The organism is Spirillospora sp. NPDC029432 (genome assembly GCF_040703975.1).
GTDB lineage: Bacteria > Actinomycetota > Actinomycetes > Streptosporangiales > Streptosporangiaceae > Spirillospora.
In genome coordinates this window covers 48,103-70,791 of record NZ_JBEZWH010000029.1, presented here as the reverse complement: position 1 = coordinate 70,791, position 22,689 = coordinate 48,103, and the positions used below count along the sequence as shown (strand labels likewise).

General features: G+C 73.6%; 19 protein-coding genes. 2 read left to right on the top strand and 17 right to left on the bottom strand.

Annotation, left to right across the window (positions count from 1 at the left end; genetic code table 11):
* Positions 1–5 precede the first annotated feature (5 nt).
* The 17 genes from gltB to AB0881_RS22830 all read right to left on the bottom strand — a co-directional run bounded on the left by gltB (position 6) and on the right by AB0881_RS22830 (position 18,743).
* Positions 6–4,562 carry a glutamate synthase large subunit gene (gltB, locus tag AB0881_RS22910; protein WP_366619636.1) on the bottom strand — a complete coding sequence of 1,519 codons (4,557 nt, stop codon included), beginning with the start codon at positions 4,560–4,562 and terminating at the stop codon, positions 6–8.
* A gap of 264 nt (positions 4,563–4,826) precedes the next feature.
* Positions 4,827–5,600, bottom strand: a complete 774-nt coding sequence (locus AB0881_RS22905) for a hypothetical protein (RefSeq protein WP_366619634.1) — start codon at positions 5,598–5,600, stop codon at positions 4,827–4,829.
* 1,106 nt (positions 5,601–6,706) lie between these two features.
* The gene (locus tag AB0881_RS22900; RefSeq protein ID WP_366619632.1) at positions 6,707–7,516 is read right to left on the bottom strand and encodes a hypothetical protein; all 810 of its coding nucleotides are present in this window, start codon (positions 7,514–7,516) and stop codon (positions 6,707–6,709) included.
* Between the two features lie 71 nt (positions 7,517–7,587).
* Positions 7,588–8,286 (bottom strand): VIT1/CCC1 transporter family protein, encoded by a 699-nt coding sequence (locus tag AB0881_RS22895; RefSeq protein WP_366619631.1) that lies wholly within the window; start codon positions 8,284–8,286, stop codon positions 7,588–7,590.
* Between the two features lie 52 nt (positions 8,287–8,338).
* A complete protein-coding gene (gene lgt, locus AB0881_RS22890; RefSeq protein ID WP_366619629.1) occupies positions 8,339–9,637 on the bottom strand; it encodes a prolipoprotein diacylglyceryl transferase in 1,299 nt (432 codons plus the stop codon).
* A 59-nt stretch (positions 9,638–9,696) separates the two neighbouring features.
* Positions 9,697–10,431, bottom strand: coding sequence for a thioredoxin domain-containing protein (locus AB0881_RS22885; protein WP_366619628.1), 735 nt, complete (start codon positions 10,429–10,431; stop codon positions 9,697–9,699).
* Positions 10,432–10,600: 169 nt separating this feature from the next.
* Entirely contained in the window at positions 10,601–11,371 is a 771-nt protein-coding gene (locus AB0881_RS22880) for a thioredoxin domain-containing protein (RefSeq protein WP_366619626.1), read from the bottom strand.
* A gap of 42 nt (positions 11,372–11,413) precedes the next feature.
* Positions 11,414–11,899 carry a vitamin K epoxide reductase family protein gene (locus AB0881_RS22875; RefSeq protein WP_366619624.1) on the bottom strand — a complete coding sequence of 162 codons (486 nt, stop codon included), beginning with the start codon at positions 11,897–11,899 and terminating at the stop codon, positions 11,414–11,416.
* A gap of 171 nt (positions 11,900–12,070) precedes the next feature.
* Complete coding sequence (gene trpA, locus AB0881_RS22870) at positions 12,071–12,889, bottom strand: tryptophan synthase subunit alpha (RefSeq protein WP_366619622.1); 819 nt, start codon at positions 12,887–12,889, stop codon at positions 12,071–12,073.
* Positions 12,886–14,166: a tryptophan synthase subunit beta gene (gene trpB / locus AB0881_RS22865; protein ID WP_366619620.1), complete on the bottom strand. Its 1,281-nt coding sequence runs from the start codon at positions 14,164–14,166 to the stop codon at positions 12,886–12,888. The genes trpA and trpB overlap by 4 nt, the downstream gene beginning before the upstream one ends.
* Before the next feature lie 187 nt (positions 14,167–14,353).
* Positions 14,354–15,175, bottom strand: a complete 822-nt coding sequence (gene trpC / locus AB0881_RS22860; RefSeq protein WP_366619618.1) for an indole-3-glycerol phosphate synthase TrpC — start codon at positions 15,173–15,175, stop codon at positions 14,354–14,356.
* A 90-nt stretch (positions 15,176–15,265) separates the two neighbouring features.
* Positions 15,266–15,697 carry a DUF2752 domain-containing protein gene (locus tag AB0881_RS22855; RefSeq protein ID WP_366619616.1) on the bottom strand — a complete coding sequence of 144 codons (432 nt, stop codon included), beginning with the start codon at positions 15,695–15,697 and terminating at the stop codon, positions 15,266–15,268.
* 30 nt (positions 15,698–15,727) lie between these two features.
* Complete coding sequence (locus tag AB0881_RS22850; RefSeq protein WP_366619614.1) at positions 15,728–16,384, bottom strand: response regulator transcription factor; 657 nt, start codon at positions 16,382–16,384, stop codon at positions 15,728–15,730.
* Complete coding sequence (locus AB0881_RS22845) at positions 16,381–17,043, bottom strand: Trp biosynthesis-associated membrane protein (protein ID WP_366619612.1); 663 nt, start codon at positions 17,041–17,043, stop codon at positions 16,381–16,383. The genes AB0881_RS22850 and AB0881_RS22845 overlap by 4 nt, the downstream gene beginning before the upstream one ends.
* The gene (hisI, locus tag AB0881_RS22840) at positions 17,040–17,429 is read right to left on the bottom strand and encodes a phosphoribosyl-AMP cyclohydrolase (protein ID WP_366619610.1); all 390 of its coding nucleotides are present in this window, start codon (positions 17,427–17,429) and stop codon (positions 17,040–17,042) included. The genes AB0881_RS22845 and hisI overlap by 4 nt, the downstream gene beginning before the upstream one ends.
* A gap of 108 nt (positions 17,430–17,537) precedes the next feature.
* Positions 17,538–17,744 carry a cold-shock protein gene (locus AB0881_RS22835; protein ID WP_026405868.1) on the bottom strand — a complete coding sequence of 69 codons (207 nt, stop codon included), beginning with the start codon at positions 17,742–17,744 and terminating at the stop codon, positions 17,538–17,540.
* 255 nt (positions 17,745–17,999) lie between these two features.
* Positions 18,000–18,743 (bottom strand): TIGR03085 family metal-binding protein, encoded by a 744-nt coding sequence (locus tag AB0881_RS22830; RefSeq protein ID WP_366619607.1) that lies wholly within the window; start codon positions 18,741–18,743, stop codon positions 18,000–18,002.
* A 198-nt stretch (positions 18,744–18,941) separates the two neighbouring features.
* Here AB0881_RS22830 and AB0881_RS22825 point away from each other — a divergent pair, with 198 nt between their 5' ends.
* Both AB0881_RS22825 and AB0881_RS22820 read left to right on the top strand, forming a co-directional pair.
* A complete protein-coding gene (locus AB0881_RS22825; RefSeq protein ID WP_366619605.1) occupies positions 18,942–20,861 on the top strand; it encodes an ABC transporter ATP-binding protein in 1,920 nt (639 codons plus the stop codon).
* Positions 20,858–22,639 (top strand): ABC transporter ATP-binding protein, encoded by a 1,782-nt coding sequence (locus tag AB0881_RS22820; protein ID WP_366619603.1) that lies wholly within the window; start codon positions 20,858–20,860, stop codon positions 22,637–22,639. The genes AB0881_RS22825 and AB0881_RS22820 overlap by 4 nt, the downstream gene beginning before the upstream one ends.
* Positions 22,640–22,689 lie beyond the last annotated feature (50 nt).

Sequence of the window (22,689 nt, the reverse complement as noted above, 5' to 3'; positions counted from 1 at the left end):
CTCTCTCAGCTCTGCGCGGCGGCCATGATGGCCTCGTCGACGTCCCGGCCCTCGGCCTCCGCCTTGGCGGCGGCCTCCAGGACGCGGCGGTAGTCCCGCGGCATGATCTTGGTGAAGCGGGCCGCGGCGGCGTCCCAGTCCGCCAGCAGCTTCGCGGCGACCTCGGACCCGGTCTCGGCCAGGTGCCGTTCCACCTGCGTGCGGACGAAGTCGGCGTCCTCCCCGGTGAGCGGCTCCAGGTCGACCATCCCCGGGTTGACCCGCTCGGCGACCAGGTCGAGCACGTACGCGATGCCGCCGGACATGCCGGCCGCGAGGTTGCGCCCGGTACGGCCCAGGATGATCGCGCGGCCGCCGGTCATGTACTCGCAGGCGTGGTCGCCCACGCCCTCGACCACCGCGGTGGCGCCGGAGTTGCGGACGCAGAACCGCTCCCCCACGATGCCGCGGGCGTACAGCTCGCCCGAGGTGGCGCCGTACAGGATGACGTTGCCGCCGATGATCTGCTCCTCGGCCGCGAACGCCGCGTCCGGGTGCGGCCGCACCGTCAGGCGCCCGCCGGACAGGCCCTTGCCGACGTAGTCGTTGGCGTCGCCGGTCAGCCGCAGCGTGATCCCGCGCGGCAGGAACGCGCCGAACGAGTTGCCCGCCGACCCGGTGAAGGCGACGTCGATGGTGTCGTCGGGCAGGCCCTCGCCGCCCCACTTCTTGGTCAGCTCGTGGCCCAGCATCGTGCCGACCGTGCGGTTGACGTTGCGGATCGGCAGGTCGAGGGTGACCTTGTCGCCGAACGCGATCGCGCCCTCGGCCAGCTGGATCAGCGTGTTGTCCAGCGCCTTCTCCAGCCCATGGTCCTGCTCGGCGGTGCGGCGCAGCGCCGCGCCCTCGGGCAGTTCGGGCTTGTGCAGGATCGGCGTCAGGTCCAGGCCGTTCGCCTTCCAGTGGTCCACCGCGCGGCGGGTGTCGATCATCTCGACCCGCCCGATCGCCTCGTCCAGCGACCGGAAGCCCAGCGCCGCCAGGTACTCGCGGACCTCCTCGGCGATGAACTCGAAGAAGTTCACCACGAACTCGGCCTTGCCGCTGAACCGCTGCCGCAGCACCGGGTTCTGGGTGGCCACGCCCACCGGGCAGGTGTCCAGGTGGCAGACCCGCATCATGATGCAGCCCGACACCACCAGCGGCGCGGTGGCGAAGCCGTACTCCTCGGCGCCCAGCAGCGCCGCGATGACCACGTCCCGGCCGGTCTTCATCTGCCCGTCGGTCTGCACGACGATGCGGTCGCGCAGGCCGTTCAGCAGCAGCGTCTGCTGGGTCTCGGCCAGGCCGAGCTCCCACGGCGTGCCGGCGTGCTTGAGCGACGTCAGCGGCGACGCGCCGGTGCCGCCGTCGTGCCCGGAGATCAGCACCACGTCGGCGTGCGCCTTCGACACGCCCGCCGCGACCGTCCCGACCCCGACCTCCGCGACCAGCTTGACGTGCACGCGCGCCGCCGGGTTGGAGTTCTTCAGGTCGTGGATCAGCTGCGCCAGGTCCTCGATCGAGTAGATGTCGTGGTGCGGCGGCGGCGAGATCAGGCCCACCCCGGGCGTGGAGTGCCGGGTCTTGGCGATCCACGGGTACACCTTGTGGCCGGGCAGCTGCCCGCCCTCGCCGGGCTTGGCGCCCTGCGCCATCTTGATCTGGATGTCGTCGGCGTTGGTGAGGTACTCCGAGGTCACCCCGAACCGGCCGGACGCCACCTGCTTGATCGCGCTGCGCCGCAGGTCGCCGTTCGCGTCGGGGGTGAACCGCCGCGGGTCCTCGCCGCCCTCACCGGTGTTGGACTTGCCGCCCAGCCGGTTCATGGCGATCGCGAGGGTCTCGTGCGCCTCCGCCGAGATGGAGCCGTACGACATCGCGCCGGTGGAGAACCGCTTGACGATCTCCGATACCGGCTCGACCTCGTCGATGGGCACCGGCGGCCGCTCGCCCTCCTTGAGGTCGAACAGCCCGCGCAGCGTCATCAACGCCTCGGACTGGGAGTCCACCGACGAGGTGTACTCCTTGAAGATCTCGTACCTGCGGGTCCGGGTGGCGTGCTGGAGCTTGAACACCGTCTCCGGGTTGAACAGGTGCCGCTCGCCCTCGCGCCGCCACTGGTACTCGCCGCCGACCTCCAGCGTGCGGTGCGCCGCCTCGTTCCCGTTCGCCGGGTACGCGCGGCGGTGCCGCTCGGCGACCTCGCGGGCCAGCACCCCGAAGCCGACGCCGCCGAGCCGGGACGTCGTCCCGGTGAAGCAGCGGTCGATGACCTCGGCGCCCAGGCCGATCGCCTCGAAGATCTGCGCGCCGGTGTACGACGCGACCGTGGAGACGCCCATCTTGGACATCACCTTCAGGACGCCCTTGCCGTACGCCTTGATCAGGTTGCGTACCGCGGTGGTCGCGTCCAGGCCATCGATCGCGCCGGTGGCGATCAGGTCCTCGATGGTCTCCTGCGCCAGGTACGGGTTGATCGCGGACGCGCCGTACCCGATGAGCAGCGCCATGTGGTGGCACTCGCGGGCCTCGGCCGTCTCGATCACCAGGCCGACCCGGGTGCGGGTCTTCTCCCGGATCAGGTGGTGGTGCACCGCGCCGGTGAGCAGCAGCGCCGGGATCGCCGCGCGGGAGGCGTCCGAGCCGCGGTCCGACAGCACGATGATCCGCGCGCCGCCGGAGATCGCGTCCGACACCTCGGCGCAGATCTCCTCCAGCCGGTGCTCCAGCGCCTCGCCGCCGCCGGCGACGTCGTACAGGCCGTGCACGACGTGCGCCCGCAGGTGCGGCAGGTCGCCCTCGTCGTCGATGTGGATGATCTTGGAGAGCTCGTCGTTGTCCAGGATCGGCGTCGGCAGCACCAGCCGCCGGCACGACTCCGGACCCGGCTCCAGCAGGTTGCCCTCGGGCCCCAGCGTGGACTGCAGCGAGGTGACCAGCTCCTCGCGGATCGCGTCCAGCGGCGGGTTCGTGACCTGCGCGAACTGCTGCTTGAAGTAGTCGAACAGCAGGCGCGGCCGCTCCGACAGCACCGCGATCGGGGTGTCGGTGCCCATCGACCCGATCGGCTCCGCCCCCGTCCGCGCCATCGGGGTGAGGATGATCCGCTGCTCTTCGAGCGTGTAGCCGAACGTCTGCTGCCGCTTGACCAGCGTCTCGTGCGTCGGGATCTCGCGGTCGCGGTGCGGCAGCTCCTCGAACCGGACGAGGCCCTCGTGCAGCCACTCCCCGTACGGGTGGGCCGCCGCCAGCTCGGCCTTGACCTCGTCGTCCTCGACGATCCGGCCGGCCGCGGTGTCCACCAGGAAGATCTTGCCGGGCTGCAGCCGGCCCTTCCGCACCACCTTGGCGGACAGGATGTCCAGCACGCCCGCCTCGCTGGCCAGCACCACGAACCCCTCGTCGGTCACCCAGTACCGGCCGGGACGCAGCCCGTTCCGGTCCAGGACCGCGCCGACCACGGTGCCGTCGGTGAACGTGACGCTCGCGGGCCCGTCCCAGGCCTCCATCAGCGTCGAGTGGAACTCGTAGAACGCCCGGCGCGCCGGGTCCATCTCGGTGTGGTTCTCCCACGCCTCGGGGATCATCATCAGCACCGCGTGCGGCAGCGACCGGCCGCCCAGGTGCAGCAGCTCCAGGCACTCGTCGAACGACGCCGTGTCGCTGGCCTCGATGTCGATCACCGGGTAGATCCGGGACAGGTCGCCGGGCAGCAGGTCCGACTTCAGCAGCGCCTCGCGGGCGCGCATCCAGTTGCGGTTCCCCTTGACCGTGTTGATCTCGCCGTTGTGGGCGATGAACCGGTACGGGTGCGCCAGCTCCCATGCCGGGAACGTGTTGGTCGAGAACCGCGAGTGCACCAGCGCGATCGCGCTGGCGAACCGGCGGTCCGACAGGTCGGGGAAGAACGGCTCCAGCTGCGGGGTCGTCAGCATCCCCTTGTAGACGATCGTCCGGCTGGACAGGCTCGGGAAGTAGACCCGAACGTCCTGCTCGGCGCGCTCGCGCATGCAGAACACGGCGCGGTCCAGCTCCAGGCCTGTCCTGCCCGCGTGCGGGCCGCCCTCCGCCGGGGCGATGAACAGCTGCGCGAAGTGCGGCATCGCCCGGCGCGCCGCCGGGCCCGCGAAGGCGGGGTCGAACGGCAGCTCGCGCCACCCGAGGACCGCCAGGCCCTCCTCCTCGCACAGCTTCGCGACGTGCGCGACCGCGGCCGCGCGCTCCTCGGCGTCCACCGGGAGGAACGCGATGCCCGCGGCGTACGCGCCCGCCTCGGGAAGCGGGAAGCCGCAGACCTCGCGGAAGAACGCGTCCGGGATCTGGACGAGGATGCCGACCCCGTCGCCGTCGTCCGGCTCGGCGCCCACGGCGCCGCGGTGGTCGAGGTTCTTCAGGACGGTCAGGGCGTTCTGAACGATGTCGTGGCTCTTGCGGCCGTGCAGATCGGCGACCATGCCGACCCCGCAGGCGTCGTGCTCGTTGGCCCGGTCGTACAGCCCCTGGTTCGGGGGCAGGCCGGGTCCGAGGGCGGCAGCAGCCATCAACCCTCCCGTCGTCGTCATGTCACTGCTTCTAGGTCAGTGCAGGCTCGGGACGACGTTGGCCCTGCTGCGGTATGAGGACATTACCTCACTGCCGGGATCATGCCCGAGCGGACCGGATCGCGAAACTTCCACGCGTCGATCACTTATGCCGGGATCCCCGACTGGTTTAGACCAGGATAGCGGGACCGATTTTCACCACTTCGCCGTGACCTCGGTGATCATCATCACGACCGATCGATGTTTAGGCCGGTCAGGAGGCGGTCAGGAGGCGCGCGCGGCCCGTCCCAGCGGCCCCGGGGCCTTCCCGCCCTCGATCAGCAGCGTCAGCAGCTCGTCGTCCTGGGCGTCGCCCTTGCCGTCCGCGCGCTGGACCCACGACACGACCGCGTAGTGGCCCATCGCCAGGCCGCGCGCCATCGAGAAGCCCTGCCCGAACCCGTCCAGCGGCCGCACGAACCCGCCGCCCGACCCGAGCGTCCCGACCAGCCGGTCCGCGCTCTCCTTGCCCGCCAGGTTGAACACGGCGACGGTCAGCGAGTGTTCCTCACCCGCGTACACGGCCCGCGCCGCCTGCGTGCAGGCCCCCTGCCGCAGCACCTCGGCCACTCCGGTGCCCCAGACGGCCGCGCCGCAGTCCCCGTCCAGCCGCTTGCCCTTCAGCGAGAGTTCCGCGCCCGGCACCGCCAGTTTGGCATCGGGGAACGCCTCCCCCTCCGTCAGCGGCGCCGCGTCCGCCGACCGCTGCTCGATCTTCGCGTAAGCCCCGGTCGACGGCGAGCTCGAGTAGGAGGCGGGCGACACCCCGCTCTGCGCCACCTGCCCGACCGACCCCGCGGGGCCCTTCGCGGCGGGGGCCTTCCCGTCCCCGCCGGAGACGAGCACGACGGCCAGCGCCAGGACGATCACCAGCCCGAGCCCGCCGGCCGCGAGGAAGTAGACCCGCGAGCGCTGGTACGTTCCACCCTTCCGGCCGTCCTTCTGGCGCGGCTCACCGCCGCGCGCCCGGCCGGAACGGCTCCGCTTGGAAGAAGACATCCCGTCCGAGCTTGCCAGACCGTCCCGCGACACACCGAACCGATCACCCCGGGGCCCGCCCGATCGCTCGCCCCGCCGCCGCGGGCCGCCGGATCCGGAACGGTTCGCGCCCTCCGCTCCCGGCAGGCGCTGCGGGCCGCTCCTCCGCGCCTCCGCCGGACGATCGCCTCGCCGGCGCGGACCGCCGGCCAGGGGGCGTCCCGCCGACTTCGACGACGGCGGCCGCGGCTGGGCGCTCTCGCGAGCGTCGGCCGCCGGGCGGTCGGGCGCCACGGGATGGCGGCCCCCCTCCGGGGCACCGTCACGGCGCGGCCGCGGAACGCGACCGGACTCGGACGGAGCCGACCCGCGCGGCAGCCGCTGCGGACCACTCTCGCGAGCATCGGCCGCAGGCCGGTCGGAGGCCGCCGGGCGGCGGCCTCCCTCCGAGGCGCCCTCACGGCGCGGCCGCGGGACGCGACCGGACTCAGGCGGAGCCGACCCACGCGGCAACCGCTGCGGACCACTCTCGCGGCCGTCGGCCGCCGGGCGGTCGGGGACCGCGGGACGGCGGCCTCCCTCCGGACCGCCGTCACGGCGCGGCCGCGGAACGCGACCAGACTCAGGCGGAGCCGACCCACGCGGCAACCGCTGCGGACCACTCTCGCGAGCGTCGGCCGCTGGGCGGTCGGGCGCCCCGGGACGGCGGCGCCCCTCCTCGGCGCCGTCGCGGCGCGGGCGCGGGACGCGGCCGGACTCGGGCGGAGTCGATCCGCGCGGCAGCCGCTGCGGGCCGCTCTCGCGCGGCTCGGCCGGACGGCCGCGCCGGCGGCGGTCGCCCTCCGGCCGGGCCGCGCCCTCGGCGGGGCGCGGGCGGCGCGGGTCGGGAGCGGGATCGCGGCGCGCGGGGCCCTGCGACGGCGCGCCGCCCGGCGGGCGCTGCGGCGCGCTCTGGCGGGGATCGGCGGGGCGGCCGCCGCGTACGGGACGCGGCGCGGCCTCCGGGCGGGGGCGAGGCGTTTCGGGAGCGGGGCGGCGCGGGCGCGGGATCCGGGGCTGGTCCCGGGCGGCCGGGCGGCGGGGTTCGTTCCGGTCCACGGTGGTGCCGGGCTAGCGTCCGGCCGGGATCAACGCCGCGTCCCGTCGACGAGCTCCAGCCGGCCCCAGACGAAGTCGGCGGGCTTCTCGACGGCCAGGCTCGCGTCGATCATCTCGTTGAGCGAGGCGGGCTGGGCGCCGCCGGCCCGCTGGACCCAGGTGACGATCGCGTAGTGGCCGTACGCCTGCGCGTACGCGGCGCTGAAGCCCTTCGCGAAGTCCGGGGTGCCGGGCGCGGTCAGCGGCAGCACGAACCCGCCGCCGGTGGCCGGGTCCAGGGTGCGGACGATCTGCTCGGCGCCCTCCTGGGACGCCAGGTTCACCGCGATGAACTGGCCGACGTGCCGCTTGTCCTGGCTGACGTACGCGCCGCGGGCGATCTGCGAGCACTGGTGCTTCGCCAGGTCCGCCTGGAGGCGCGCGCCCCAGGTGACGGCCTTGCAGTCGTTCGACAGCTGCGAGGCGGCGAGGGTGAAGGAGTACTTCTGGTACGCGACGGTCTTGACGTCCGCGGGGAACGCCTCCCCCTGCGTGACCGGACGCTGGTCGGCGCTGCGCTGGGCGAGCTTGGCCATGTCCTTGTCGGAGGTCTGCGGCGTGTACGCGACCGGCGAGATCTGGGCACCGTTCCCGGGCGCTCCGGCCGGCTTCTCCTCGCCGCCGAGCACGAAGAACGCGACGACGCCGCCGGCGACCGCGACCGCGAGCACGGCCGCCACGATGATCAGCGGCAGGCGCGACCGCGCGGGCTTGGCGCGGCGATCGGCCCTTCCGCCACCGGGCCGGATGTCCGTACCGCCGTCCTTGGGGGATGCGTCTGTGTCACGAGCCTCGATCACAGTCCGGGAGCTTAGCGGTACAGGCACCCCTCGCGGGCCCAAAAGGTCGTTTCGCCCAGATCGATCAGCGGTCACGGACCGTTCGCGCCGATGAGCGCTCCGACGCCGAACGTGATGGCCGCCGCGGCGGCGCCGAAGGCGAGCTGGCGCAGCCCCCCGAACCACCAGGAACGGGTCGTCACGCGCGCCACCAGGGCGCCCGCGCCGAACAGCCCGAGCCCCGCGAGCACCGCCGCGGGCCACAGCGAACCCGTCCCGAACAGGTACGGCAGCACCGGCAGGAGGGCACCCACGGCGAACGACAGGAACGAGGAGACCGCCGCGAGCACCGGCGAGGGCAGCTCGCCCGGCGCGACGCCGAGCTCCTCGCGGGCGTGGATCTCCAGCGCCTCGTCCGGGTCGCGCGACAGCTGCCGCGCCACCTCGGCGGCCAGCTCGGGGTCCACGCCGCGGCCCTCGAAGACCTGGGCCAGCTCCTCCTGCTCGGCCTTCGGATGGCGGGCCAGCTCGAGCCGCTCCACCTCGATCTCGGCCTCGGCCAGCTCGGACTGGGAGGCGACGGAGATGTACTCCCCGGCGGCCATCGAGAACGCGCCCGCCGCCAGGCCCGCCACCCCGGTGAGCAGCACGACCTCGCGGGACGCCTGGCCGCCGGCCACCCCGGCGATCAGCGCGAAGTTGGACACCAGCCCGTCCATCGCGCCGAACACCGCCGGCCGCAGCCAGCCCCCGGTGACGTCGCGGTGCTGGTGGTGGTGCTCGGCCGTCAACGCGCCCCCTCGCCGGGCTGTCCGCTACTCGGGATCCGCTACTTGGGATCCGCTACTTGGGATCCTTGACCGGCTCGCCCTTGGCGGGCTCGCCGTCGTCCTCATTGTCCCCGCCGTCCCCGGCCGCCTCATCGGCGGGCTCGACGGTCGACTCGGCGGCGGACTCGACGCTCGGCTCGGCGGTCGGCTCGGCGGCGGGCTCGTCCGCGGACTCCGCGGATTCCGCCGGCTCCTCGCCGGCCGCCGACTCCCCGCCGTCTGCGGGCTCCTCGGACTCCTCGGGCTCCGTCGGCTTCTCGCCGGCCGCGGGCTTCTCAGGCTCCTCGTCGGCGGGCTTCTCGTCCGGCTCTTCCGCCTTCTCCTCGGCGGTGGCCTCGGCCGCGGGCTCCTTCGGGTCGTCGTCGGCGGACTCGGCGGGCTTCGTCAGCGTGACCGACTCCTCCTCCGTCGGCTCCTGCCCGGCCGCGGCGGGCGTCTCGGAGGCCGGTCCCTCGGGCTCGGCCGGGGCGGCGCCCACGGCCTCCGGGCGGCCGGCCTTCGTGCGGGCCCAGTAGATGTAGGCGACGGCGCCGAGGAAGACGACCAGGGACGTCCAGTTGTTGAGGCGCAGGCCCAGCACGTGGTGGGCGTCGTCGATGCGCAGCCACTCGATCCAGAACCGGCCGAGGGTGTAGCCCGCGAGGTAGAGGGCGAACGTGCGGCCGTGGGTGAGCTTCCAGCGCCGGTCGGCCCAGATCACCACGCCGGCCAGCACGACGCACCACAGGAACTCGTACAGGAAGGTCGGGTGGTAGGTGGCGATGTCGGCGTACTGCGGGTCCGGGCTGCCGTCGGACAGCCGGGGGCGGTGCGCCTGGTCGATCTCCAGTCCCCAGAACGTGTCGAGCGGCCGCCCGTACAGCTCCTGGTTCCAGTAGTTGCCCCAGCGGCCGATGCCCTGCGCGAGCACGATGCCGGGGGCGGCGGCGTCGCCGAGCGCGGCGACCGAGATCCCGCGCCGGCGGCAGGCGATCATGGCGCCGACGCCGCCGAGCAGGACGGCGCCCCAGATGCCGAGGCCGCCCTCCCAGATCTTCAGCGCGTCCACCGGGTCGCGGCCCTCGCCGAAGTACCGCTGGTAGTCGGTGACCACGTGGTAGAGCCGGCCGCCGACCAGGCCGAACGGCACGGCCCACACGGCGACGTCGATGATCGTCCCGGGGGTGCCGCCCCTGGCCGCCCAGCGCCGCTCGCCCAGCCAGACCGCCACGATGATGCCAAGAATGATCATCAGGGCGTAGGCGCGGAGCGGTACGGGTCCCAGGTGCCAGACGCCCTGGGAGGGACTCGGGATGAAGGCCACCGGCTGCATGAGCGATGACGTTACCGCCTTTGGCGGAGCGCGTGGTCCCGCCCGGGCGAGATCGTCCGTCAGGGGCGGACGGCGGTGTGGACGGCGCGCTCCAGCCGGGCCGGAGACAGGAGGTGGTCCTGGAGGTCGAGGCGCGTGCCGTTCAAGAACGCGGCCGGTACTTCGTGGACGCCGCGCGCGTCGCGCGCCTCCTGGGTCAGCCGGTCGAGCCGGGCGCTCTGCAGGCCGCCGGTGACGCAGCCGCCGAACGCCGGGTCGGCGATGCCGGTGTCGCGGGCGAGGGCGACGAGGTCGGCGGCGGTGAAGCCGCCGGCGCCCTCCATCGGGCCGCGGGTGAACAGGGCGCCGTGGTAGGCGAGCCAGTGGCCGGCCGGGGCGCAGAGGGAGGCGTTGGCGGCGCGGCGGGTGGCGGACGCGGCCGGTTCGGCGGTCTCGAACGCGACCGGGCGGTACACGGCGCGGACCCGCCCCTGGGACGCCAGCCGCTTGATCGTGGCGCCGGTGACGTCCTCCATCTCCGCGCAGGTCGCGCACCGGTAGTCGGTGTAGATCTCCAGGAGGGGCCAGCGGACGCCGCCGCCGGCGACCGCGACGGACCCGTCGGCGGCCCGCCACACGGTCGAGACGGGGGCGTCGTACGAGCCGGTCGTGGCGGCGGTCCCGGTCTCGGCCGGGCGGCGCAGCAGGGTGAACGCGCCGACGGTGACGCTGAAGACGGCCACGGCGCCGAGCACGGCCAGCAGCCGGCGGCCCGCCTCGCCGGGGCCCCGGCGGTCCCATCGCGACGTGGTCATCGTCCCCCCGGATGTCCCCCAGATCGGAACCCGCGGCATCGAGGCTAACGAAACCGGTGGGGTCGGGGAGGCACGCGGCGGTGAAGAGTCCGTCAAGAGGAGCGCCGCGGATCCCCGTGCCGGGATCCGCGGCGCCCGCGGGCCGGTGCCCGCCCGCTCGGCGACCCGCCTACTTCTTGGCGGCGTCCGTGACGGCCTTGCGCAGCGCGTCGGGGTCGCCGACCTCGTTCTCCAGCTTGCGGCCGTCCAGGAAGACGCTCGGGGTGCCGGTGACCTTGCGCTCCTCCAGCGCGTACTTGGTCATCGAGTCGACCTGCGCCTTCTTCTGCTGCTCGGTCACGCACTTCTCGAAGTTGGGGTCGGTCACGCCGACGTCCTTGCCCCAGGCGACCAGGTCCTCGTTGGCGAAGCCCTCCGAGCCCTCGCGCGGCTGGAACTTGAACAGGGCGTCGTGGTACGAGAGCCACTTGTCGGCCGGGACGCACAGGGCGGCGGCCGCCGACCGGAACGAGTTGCTCTTGATCGGGTCGCGCTGCTCGCCGAACAGGTGGAACGGCCGGTAGACGACCTTGACCTTGCCCTCGGCCGCCAGCTCCTTGATCGTCTTGCCGGTGGCCTCCTCCATGCTCTTGCAGGCCGGGCACTGGAAGTCCTCGAAGACCTCCAGGACGGGGGCGGTGACGCCCTGCTTGGCCATGACGATCGAGCCGTCGGCCTCGCGGGAGACGGGGGCCTGCGGGCCGGTGTAGGCGACGGCCTTCTGGTCGCGCTTGCCCCGCTGGTCCAGGACGATCACGGTGACCACCACGACCAGCGCCACCGCGACCACCGCGCCGATCACGATGCCCAGCAGCCGCCGCTGCTTCGCGCGCGCCGCCTGGCGCTTGCGCTCGGCGGCGAGCCGCTCCCGCGCGCTCCGCTCTCGTGCGGCCTTGCTCATGTGGATCTCCTATGGGGACACCGTGCGGAGGGGCCGACCCTGCTAGTCGGCATCGCCGATCCGCCGGAACTCATCGAACAGGACAAGGACGAACAGCAGGATAGTGATGACGTGCACGCCGGTGCACCACAGGCAGATCTTGCCGAGGATGAACTCGGCGGTCAGCAGGTAGACCACGAACAGCAGGCCCAGGCAGACGCTCGCCAGCCGGCCCCAGCGCAGGGCGGGGTGCTCCGCGCGCAGCGCGGGCGGCGTGATCAGCGCGGCGAAGCCGGCGAAGAACGCCAGCCCCAGCAGCGGCAGCGGGATGCCCAGCAGCTCGGAGTACTCGCTGGTGGTGACCGAGTGGCAGTCCACCGTCCCGGTGGTGGAGCACACCATCGCGCCCTCGTTGAAGTGCGTCACCGTCAGGTAGGCGGAGACGCCGAGGCCGGCGAGCGTGAGCGCCCACATCGCGACGAGGAACCATCGCGGGCGGGCCGGGGGCGCGGCCGTGTGCTCGTCCCGCGCCTCGGCGTGCTGCACCATCGCTGATTCCTTCCGTGCGCGCACATCACCGGGAAGCCGTCCAGGGTGCCGGTGCGGGCACGCCGCTCCCGGCGGGACTCACCCTAAGGGACGCCGTATAAGTTCCGCGTTCGGAACACGGCGCCCCGGCGCGTTCGTGCGGCCGGGTGGGGTCCCGCCGGGGAGAACGGTTCAGCGGCCGGCCGGGTTCCGGGCGCCCTCGGCCAGCTCGGCCGTCAGGGCGCGCAGGTCCTTCAGCCCGGCGGGCAGGTCGGGGGCGTCCAGCAGGCGGCGGACGAACGCCGAGCCGACGATGACGCCGTCGGCGAAGGCGGCGACCTCGGCGGCCTGGACGCCGTCGCTGACGCCGAGGCCGAGGCCGACCGGGACGGTGTTCCCGTTCCGCTCCATGATCGTCCGGGTGCGTTCGACCAGGCGGGGCGCGCCGGTGTCGACCGCGGTGCGGGCGCCGGTCACGCCCATGAGCGAGGCGGCGTACACGAACCCGCGGCAGTTCCGGGTGATCATGTCGATCCGCTCGTCGGTGGAGCTGAGCGCGACGAGGAAGACCCGGTCGAGACCGTGCGCGTCGGAGGCCTCCAGCCAGGGGCCGGCCTCCTCGGGCGACAGGTCCGGGGTGATCAGGCCCGCGCCGCCGGCCGACTTCAGGTCGCGGGCGAACGCGTCCACGCCGTACCGGTCGACGGGGTTCCAGTACGTCATGACGAGCGTGGGGACGCCGGTGGCGGCGACCGCCTCGACCGTGCGGAGCACGTCGGCGACCCGGATCCCGCCGAGCAGGGCCTGGTGGACGGCGTCCTGGATGACGGGGCCGTCCATCATCGGGTCGCTGTAGGGCAGGCCGAGCTCGATGACGTCGCAGCCGGCGTCGACCATGACCTTGGCGGCCTCGATCGCGCCCTCGTAGGTGGGGAAGCCGGCGGGCAGGTAGCCGACGAGCGCGGCGCGCCCCTCCGCCCGGGCCTTGTCGTAGGCGAGCTGGGCGGTCACTTGGCCTCTCCCCCGGTTCCCTCGGCGCTCTTGGTGCCTTCGGTGCCCTCGGGCATCAGCCCGAAGTACTCGGCGGCCGTGTGCATGTCCTTGTCGCCGCGGCCCGACAGGCAGACGACGACGAGCCCCTCCGGGCCGAGCTCTCGCCCGACCTTGATCGCCCCGGCCAGGGCGTGCGCCGACTCGATCGCCGGGATGATGCCCTCGGTGCGGCAGAGCAGCGAGAACGCCTCCATCGCCTCGGCGTCGGTGATCGGCCGGTACTCGGCCCGGCCGGTGTCGTGCAGCCAGGAGTGCTCGGGGCCGACGCCGGGGTAGTCCAGGCCGGCCGAGATCGAGTGGGACTCGATCGTCTGGCCGTCCTCGTCCTGCAGCAGGTAGGTGCGCATGCCGTGGATCACGCCGACCTGGCCGGCGGAGATCGTGGCGGCGTGCCGGCCGGTCTCGACGCCGTCGCCGGCGGCCTCGAAGCCGCACAGCCGCACGGACGCGTCGCCGACGAACGCGTGGAAGGCGCCGATGGAGTTGGAGCCGCCGCCGACGCAGGCGACGACCGCGTCCGGCAGCCGGCCGGCCAGCTCCAGCACCTGGGCGCGGGCCTCCACGCCGATGATCCGCTGCAGCTCCCGGACGATCATCGGGAACGGGTGCGGGCCCATCGTGGAGCCGACGCAGTAGTGGGTGTCCTCGACGGTGGCGACCCAGTCGCGGAACGCCTCGTTGCAGGCGTCCTTGAGGGTGCGGCTGCCGTTCCTGACCGGGACGACCTCGGCGCCGAGCATCCGCATCCGGGCGACGTTGAGGGCCTGCCGCTCGGTGTCGACCTCGCCCATGAAGACGGTGCACTCCAGGCCGAGCAGCGCGGCGGCGGTGGCCGTGGCCACGCCGTGCTGGCCGGCCCCGGTCTCGGCGATCATGCGCTTCTTGCCCATCCGGCGGGTGAGCAGCGCCTGGCCCAGCACGTTGTTGATCTTGTGCGAGCCGGTGTGGTTGAGGTCCTCGCGCTTGAGGAGGATCCGCGCGCCGCCGGCGTGCTCGGCGAACCGCTTCGCCTCGGTGAGCAGGCTGGGCCGCCCGGCGTAGTCCTTCAGGAGCCCGTCCAGCTCGGCGACGAACGCGGGGTCCTCGCGGGCCTCGCCGAACGCGCGCTCCAGCTCGTCCAGCGCGGCCATCAGGGCCTCGGGGGCGAACCGCCCGCCGAAGAGGCCGAAGTGGCCGGTCGCGTCGGGCACGGCGGCCGGGGCCCCGGGGGTGCCGGGACCGGTGTCGGTGGTCATCAGAGAATGTCCTGTCGCAGGTATGGGGGCCGATCCGGTTCAGCGTTCACATCTCAGTGAGATGCCGGATGGACCCGCCATCGTTCGCGCAGTGACACCGCCGGTCCCCGGGAGGGGGCCGCCCCCTCCAATGACTCGTTCCGCATGCCCGTACCCTACTCGGTCCCGCCGCCCGGCCAGGCGCCGGTCAGCCGCTCTGCCGCAGCGCCGGGTGGGCGCCGGCGGCGACCAGGTCGGCGACGGCGGCGCGCGGGTCGCGGCCGGTGACCAGGCTCTCGCCGACCAGCACGGCGTCGGCGCCGCGCGAGGCGTAGGCGAGCAGGTCGTGCGGGCCGCGCACGCCGGACTCGGCGATCCGGACGATGTTCTTGGGGACGAGCGGCGCGAGCCGGGCGAACACGTCGCGGTCGACCTTGAGGGTCTTCAGGTCGCGGGCGTTGATCCCGATGACCTTGGCGCCCGCGTCGACGGCGCGCGCCACCTCCTCCTCGGTGTGCGCCTCGACCAGCGGCAGCAGGCCGATCGACTCGGCCCGCTCGACCAGCGAGACCAGCGCGTCCTGCTCCAAGGCGGCGACGATCAGCAGCGCCACGTCGGCGCCGTGCGCGCGCGCCTCCCACAGCTGGTACGAGGTGACGATGAAGTCCTTGCGCAGCACCGCGATGTCGACGTTGGCCCGCACGTCGGCGAGGTCCTGGAGGCTGCCGCCGAAGCGGCGGCGCTCGGTCAGGACGCTGATCACCTTGGCGCCGCCGGCCTCGTAGTCGCGGGCCAGCGCCGCCGGGTCGGCGATCGCGGCCAGCGCGCCCTTGGACGGGCTGCTGCGCTTCACCTCGGCGATGACGGAGACGCCGGCGCCGCGGAGGGCGCCCAGGGCGTCGCGCGGGGCCGGGGCGGCCTCCGCCTTGCGCTTGAGGTCGTCGAGCGAAACCTCACGCTGCCGGTCGGCGAGATCGGCCCTGACGCCTTCGATGATCTCGTCGAGCACGCTGCCGGTCTGCCCGCTCACGCTGTAGGCCCCCTCGCTCCGGTCGTTCCGTGGACCGATCGTAGCCGCACCCCCGGACACTCTCCGCACCCGCCCCTGAGCCCCGGGACGCTACGGCGCGAGCACCTGGGCAAATGGCATATTTCGCACAATCCCGTACAAAACAAGCACCCCGAGGAGCGCGTACAGCACCGGTGGCCGGATGAGGACGGACCGCATCGGGACGCCCCGCGCGGCGCTCACCGTCCACCGGGCCCACAGGTACGCCGCGACCGGCAGCAGCAGCATGACCAGCGGGTTCATGCCGAACGCCGCCGGGACGTCGCCGTGCAGCAGCGAGTGGGCCATCCGCAGGCCGCCGCAGCCGGGGCAGTAGAAGCCCGTCAGCGCCAGCGACGGGCACGTGGGGTAGTGCCCCGGCTCGTGCGGGTCCAGGAGCGCGACCACGGCCGCCGCCGCCGACACCGCGGCCAGCACGCCGAGCGGCGCGGCCAGCGCGCGCCGCGAGGGGGCCGGGGGACGTCGCACGGGAGCCTCTGTCACGCCTCCAGCGTAAGACGTGCGGGACGCGCGTCAGGCGTCCAGGACGTACCCGACGCCCCGGACGGTGCGGATGGGGCTGCCCTCGCCGAGCTTGGCGCGCAGCTGCGCGATGTGGACGTCGACGGTGCGGCTGCCGGCGCCCGCCCCCGGCCCCCAGGCGGCGTCCAGGAGCTGCTCGCGCGTGAACACGCGGCCCGCGTTCCCCATCAGGAACTCCAGCAGGTCGAACTCGGTGGCGGTGAGGGCGACGCCGCGCTCGCCCACGAGCACGGTGCGGGCGCGCGGATCCAGGACGACGGGACCGGCCCGCAGCTCCCCCGGCGGCGCCCCGGGCGCGCCGCGGCGCAGCGCCTCGGCCACCGTCGCCACCAGGACGCGCGGGCTGAACGGGCGCGCCACCCGGTGCTCGCCCAGTCCGCGCGCGCCGGGCTCGGCCGTGACGGCCACGACGGGGGCGGCGCCCGCGGCCTCGGCCACCCGCCGGTACAGATCGGCGGGCAGCGCGGCGGCCGACAGGTCCAGGACGACCACATCCGGCCGCAGCCGCGCCGCCTCGGCGGCGGCCCGGGCCGGGTCGGCCTCGATCCGCACGTCGTAGCCGGCGCGGGCGAGGTAGCGGCGCTGGAGCTCGGCCACGGCCTCCTCGTGCTCGACCACCAGGACGAGCCCGCCGCCGTCGGCGGTCATGCGCGGCGTTCTTCGGCCGCCGTGGGGTCCTCGCCCCGGTCAAGGGACTTCCAGAGTCCGGCCGGGTCGTCGTCCTTGGGCGCGGCGGGGCGCTTCTCCTTGGAACCCGTGGAGTTGGAGCCCGCGGAGTTGGAACCCGGGGAAGCGGCCTTGCCCGCCCCCTCGGGGGCGCGCGTGCGCTCGTACCGGGCGGACATCCCCGGCCAGCGCGAACCCCGCACCAGCGTGTAGAGGCCCGCGGCCACCAGCAGGACGCCTCCCGCCAGGGAGGCGATCCACCAGGGCGCGACATCGACCGAGAGGCTCCCGGCCAGCCGCAGCATGGCGCTCTTCTCCCCCGCGGCGGCGGCCACGTCCGCCCGCTGGACGGACGTCACGGCGGCATACCCGATGCCGGCGCCGAACAGCGCCAGCAGCGCGCCCACGCCCGCGCGCACCCGGCCGCGCGTCGCGAACAGCGCCGCGAGCCCGGCCAGTGCGGCCCAGCCCAGGGCGCCCGGGACGGTGCTCAGGTCGCGCCCGGCCAGCTCCTGCGCGAACGGCGTGATGGCGTCGCGCGCGCGGACCGAGGCCCAGGGCCGGCCGGCGGCCAGCAGCGTGAGCCCGGCACCGGCGGCGCACAGCAGCGCGGCCAGGCCGCGCTCACGGCTCGGCGTCACCGCGCGTCAGACTCCTTGGGACGCTCCCCCACCACGGCGTCGAGCCGGTCGGCGTCCCAGCAGGTGCGGTCGCCGGTGTGGCAGGCGGCGCCCACCTGGTCGACCTTCACCAGCACCGCGTCGCCGTCGCAGTCGAGGGCGACCGACTTGACCCACTGCTGGTGGCCCGAGCTCTCGCCCTTCACCCAGTACTCCTGGCGGCTGCGCGACCAGTACGTGCAGCGGCCCGTGGTCAGGGTGCGGTGCAGGGCCTCGTCGTTCATCCAGGCCAGCATGAGCACCTCGCCGGTGTCGTACTGCTGCGCGATGGCCGGGAAGAGGCCGTTCTCGTCGCGCTTGAGACGGTCGGCGATCTTGGGGTCCAGATTGGACGCGGGTACGGACATGGGATCCATTGTGCCCGCTCCCGCCCCGTGGCCCGCACCCGCACACGACAAGGCCCGCATCCCTGGAGCGGGATGCGGGCCCTGCGCACGGCTAGGGTGTAACTGTTGTTACAGGGGGACGACCTGGTCGGCCTGCGGACCCCGGTTACCCTGCGTCACTTCGAACTGGACGCGCTGGTTCTCGTCCAGCGTGCGGTACCCGGAGGTCTGGATCGCCGAGTAGTGCACGAACACGTCCGGGCCACCACCGTCGACGGCGATGAAACCGAAGCCCTTCTCGGCGTTGAACCACTTCACGGTGCCCTGCTGGGGCATGTCTTTCTCCTTGCGGCAAAACATGGGCCACACACCTCGCGGGCCCAGCGCGGTCGCTGCGGAACGCTCTCGCCCTCCCGGTACGGTCCCGGAAAAGCCAAAACGCCCGCTGCCATCAGTCCGCGGGCGTCTGGACAAACGATCGAGAACCACGACTGCAACCGACGGCCCCACCGTATCACCGGTTCCCCGTAAAGCGGAGGAGCTACAAGCCGCGCGATTCACCTCTCGGCGAACCTCGTCGTTACCGAGCCGTTAAAGGCCCCAACCCGACTCGGTGAGAGTCTTGACAGACTCTTGGGAACCGGTGAGGCGGACCTGTGCGACATCGGTGCGGCCGAGCGCCCACAGCATCAGTTCCCCCACGGGTCCGTGCACCCGCACGGCGCCGCGCCCGGGGGCCGAACGGGGTCCGGAACGGGGATTACGGACAGTCCCTCTGGGGCGTCCCGCCGAGATCCGCACGCTTCTTCCATCGGGCCGGATCAAGGTCACGTCAACGGGCACTTTTCTGAGGGCAAAGCGGGCAATTCTTATGCGCCGCCACAGAAGTTCCTCCAGCGCCGGGCTCAGCGACCTGGGCCCCGAGTCCGGTTGCGCGCGCCGTACATCCTCATGGTGAACAAAGAACTCCACACCGTTGGCGATTTTGTCCACGCCCGGAACCGCGTACGGCGACCACTTCGGCGGTCCCTGCCGAATCCGGTCGACGAGCCGCTCGAACGGGACCTTCCGGACGGCGCGCCGGCGCACCCGCTCCGTGTGGAAGGCCAGCGGCCGCAGCGCTATTCCCGGCAGGGTGTCCGGCCGGCCCTCCCTGACCACGAGGTGGGCGGCCAGGTCGGCGGCGGTCCAGCCCGCGCACTCCGTGGGCGCCTCGGGCCCGGCGGCCAGGAGGGCGTCACAGAGCAGCGCGCGCTCCCGCCGGACGGGGTCCGCCGCGGCCCGCGGGGACTCCGGGGGCGGCGGAGGGTCGTCCGGGCCGGATGTCGGATTCATCCGCCGATGGTAAATCGCGAGCCGCGCGCCGGGAATAAGCGCCTCGGGCGGATGGTAGGCATGTGCAGGCCCGCGACTCTCCCCACCGGCGCCCGGCGCCGGGGGAAACCCTGGGCGTCGAGCTTTTGAGGTCTATGAGGAGGAGTGGCCGTGCCAGCTGGGTCACCGCGCGTCGACCCGCGCATACTCAGAGAGGGAATGCGGGTACTGGGGGTGGCGATTCGCGCCGAGCCCCGGGTGTTCGCGCTCTCGGTCATCGCCAGCGGGGTGTACGCGGCGATGACGGTGGGGACGGCGCAGGTCCTCGGGTGGGCGACCGAGGAGGTGATGCTGCCCGCCTTCCGGTCCGGTGACACCACCGCGGGCGCGCTTGCCGCCGCCGCCGTGGCGATCATGGGTGTGGCGCTGTTCAAGGCGCTGGGCGTGGCGGGCCGCCGGTTCTTCGCGGGGCTCATGCAGTACCGGATGCAGGCGCGCTACCGGCGCGCTGTCACCCGGCAGTACCTGCGGCTCCCGCTCGCCTGGCACCACCGCCACCCGACCGGGCAGCTGCTGTCGAACGCCAACGCCGACGTGGAGGCGGCCTGGGCGCCGATCGCGCCGCTCCCGATGGCCGTCGGCGTGGTGTTCATGCTGGTGATCGCGGCGGTGTCCATCGTGCTGACCGACGTGACGGTCGCGGTCGTCGGGTTCCTGGTGTTCCCGGCCATCGCCCTGCTCAACGTCCTCTACCAGCGCAGGCTCGCGCCGGTGGCCACCCGCGCCCAGCAGCTGCGCGCCGAGGTCAGCGAGGTCGCGCACGAGAGCTTCGAGGGCGGCCTGGTGGTCAAGACCCTCGGCCGCGAGCGGTCCGAGACCGAGCGGTTCGCCGCCGCCGCGGACGCGCTGCGCGACGCGAACATCTCGGTGGGGCGGGTGCGCGGGCTGTTCGACCCGGTCCTGGAGGCGCTGCCGAACCTGGGCGTGCTGGCCGTGCTGCTGGTCGGTTCCGTCCGGCTGGAGGCCGGCGCGATGACGGCCGGCGACCTGGTCCACGTGGCGTACCTGTTCACCCTGCTGGCCTGGCCGATCCGGGCGCTCGGCTGGGTGCTGGCCGAGGTGCCGCGCAGCGTGGTGGGCTGGCGGCGGGTCCGCGGCGTCCTGGACGCGGGCGGCTCCCTGCCGTACGGCGAGGACGGCCTGGACGGCGAGGGCGTCGGCAAGGCGGCCGCCCTGGAGGTCCGCGAGGTCCGCTTCGCCTACGAGACGGCGGGCGAGCGCGACGAGGCGGACGAGGGCGCCGGGGACCGCGAGGACGCGGCCGGCGGGCGGTCCGCCACGACCACGGTCCTGCACGACATCAGCTTCGCGACCGAGCCCGGCCGCACCGTCGCGGTCGTCGGCCCGACCGGTTCCGGGAAGTCCACGCTGACGTCCCTGCTGGTCCGGCTCGTCGACCCGGCCGACGGGTCGGTCCTGCTGGACGGGGTGGACGCGCGCGACGTCCGGCGGGGCGGGATCGCCGCGACCGCCGCGCTGGTGCCGCAGCAGACGTTCCTGTTCGACGACGACGTCCGGGGCAACGTGACCCTCGGGCTGGACGTGCCGGACGAGCGGGTCTGGGCGGCGCTGCGGCTGGCCCAGGCGGACGGGTTCGTCGCGGCCCTCCCCGGCGGCCTGGACACCAGGGTCGGGGAGCGCGGCGCGACGCTGTCGGGCGGCCAGCGGCAGCGGCTCGCGCTGGCCCGCGCGCTGGTGCGGCGGCCGCGCCTGCTGGTCCTGGACGACGCGACGTCCAGCGTCGACCCGCAGGTGGAGGCCCGGATCCTGCAGGGCATCCGGGACGCGCAGGACAGCGGTGAGGGCGGCGCGACGGTGGTCGTGGTCGCCTACCGCAAGGCCACGATCGCCCTGGCGGACGAGGTCGTCTACATGGAGCACGGCCGCGTGATCGACCGCGGCCCCCACGCGGAGCTGCTGGACCGCTCCGAGGGCTACCGCAACCTCGTCAACGCCTACGAGCGCGCCGAGGCCGAGCAGGAGGCCCTGGACGCCGACGCGGAGGACGCGCAGGACGCCGCCGGGCCCGGCGGGCGCCCCGGCGGCGAGGAGGGCGAGGAAGTGGAGGCGCTGCGATGACGACGCTGAACGAGGTCGCCGCCGGCGAGGGCGCGCTCAGCACGCTCGGCCGGGGGCTGCGGCTGAGCCCGGAGTTCAAGGCGGGGCTGGCCGGGACGCTGCTGCTGGCCCTGGTCGCGACCGCGGGCCGGGTGGTGGTGCCGATCGCCGTCCAGCAGACCCTCGACAGGGGCCTGGGCGCCGCGGGCGGGCCCGACGTGGACTTCATCCGGACCGCCGTGCTGCTGTGCGCGGTGGCCGTGGGGATCACGGCGCTGAGCGCGTACCTGATGAACGTGCGGCTCTACAAGACCACCGAGACCGGCCTGGCCACGCTGCGGGTCAAGGCGTTCCGGCACGTGCACGACCTGTCGATGCTCACCCAGAGCGGGGAGCGGCGCGGCGCGCTGGTGTCGCGGGTGACCGGCGACGTCGACCAGATCAGCCAGTTCATGCAGTGGGGCGGTCTGATGATCGTCGTCTCGCTGGGGCAGCTGGTGGTGGCCAGCGTGCTGATGGCGGTCTACTCCTGGCAGCTGACGCTGCTGGTGTGGCTGACGTTCCTGCCGCTGGCGCTGGCGCTGCGCTGGTTCCAGCGGCTGGTGTCGGCCGCGTACACGCAGGTCCGGGAGCGGACGGGCGACCTGCTGGCGGCGGTCAGCGAGTCGGTCGTGGGCGCCCCGGTGATCCGCGCGTACGGGTCGGAGGAGCGCACCGCCGAGCGGGTCGACCGGACGGTGAACGCCACCCGCAAGGCGCAGACGAAGGCGCAGGGGCTGGTGGCGCTGACGTTCCCGTCCAGCGAGCTGGTCGCGGCGGCGGCCACCGCGGGCGTGGTGGTGGCCGGGACGCTGCTGGGCGTGGGCGGGCACCTGACGGCCGGGAAGCTGGTGGCGTTCCTGTTCCTGGTCACGCTGTTCGTCAGCCCCATGCAGACCGCCACGGAGGTCCTGAACGAGGCGCAGAACGCGATCGCCGGCTGGCGGCGCGTCCTGGGCGTCCTGGACACCGAGCCGGACGTGGCCGATCCCGGCGAGGACGGCGAGGTGCTGCCGCGCGGACCGATCGAGGTCCGGTTCGAGGGCGTGGGGTTCGCCTACCCGGGTGGGCCGCCCGTCCTGCACGACGTGAACGCGGCGATCGCGCCGCGCAGCAGGGTCGCGATCGTGGGCGAGACCGGATCGGGCAAGACCACGTTCGCCAAGCTGCTGACCCGGCTCATGGACCCGGTGTCCGGTCGGGTGCTCGTCGACGGCGTGCCCCTGGAGCGCGTCCGGTTCTCCTCGCTGCGGGAGCGGATCGTGATGGTGCCGCAGGACGGGTTCCTGTTCGACGCCTCGCTCGCCGACAACATCCGGTACGGCCGGCCGGACGCCTCCGACGAGGACCTCGTGCTGGCCATGACCGAGCTGGGCCTGGCCGACTGGCTGGACGGGCTGCCGCGCGGCCTGGAGACGCCGGTGGGGCAGCGCGGCGAGTCCCTGTCGGCCGGCGAGCGGCAGCTGGTCGCGCTGGCCCGGGCGTACATCGCCGACCCGGACCTGCTCGTCCTGGACGAGGCCACCTCGGCGGTCGATCCGGCCACCGAGGTCCGGATCCAGCGGGCGCTGGACGGGGTGACCCGGGGCCGTACGGCGATCTCGATCGCGCACCGGCTGTCGACGGCGGAGGCGGCCGACGAGGTGATCGTGTTCGACGCGGGCCGGATCGTCCAGCGCGGCCCGCACGCCGAACTGGTCGCCGAGCCCGGCGTCTACGCCGATCTGCACGCCTCGTGGATCGCCCAGCGGGCGATCTGATCCGGTCAACGGACAACGATCAGGGCTAAAGCACTTGCCCGTTATCTGGT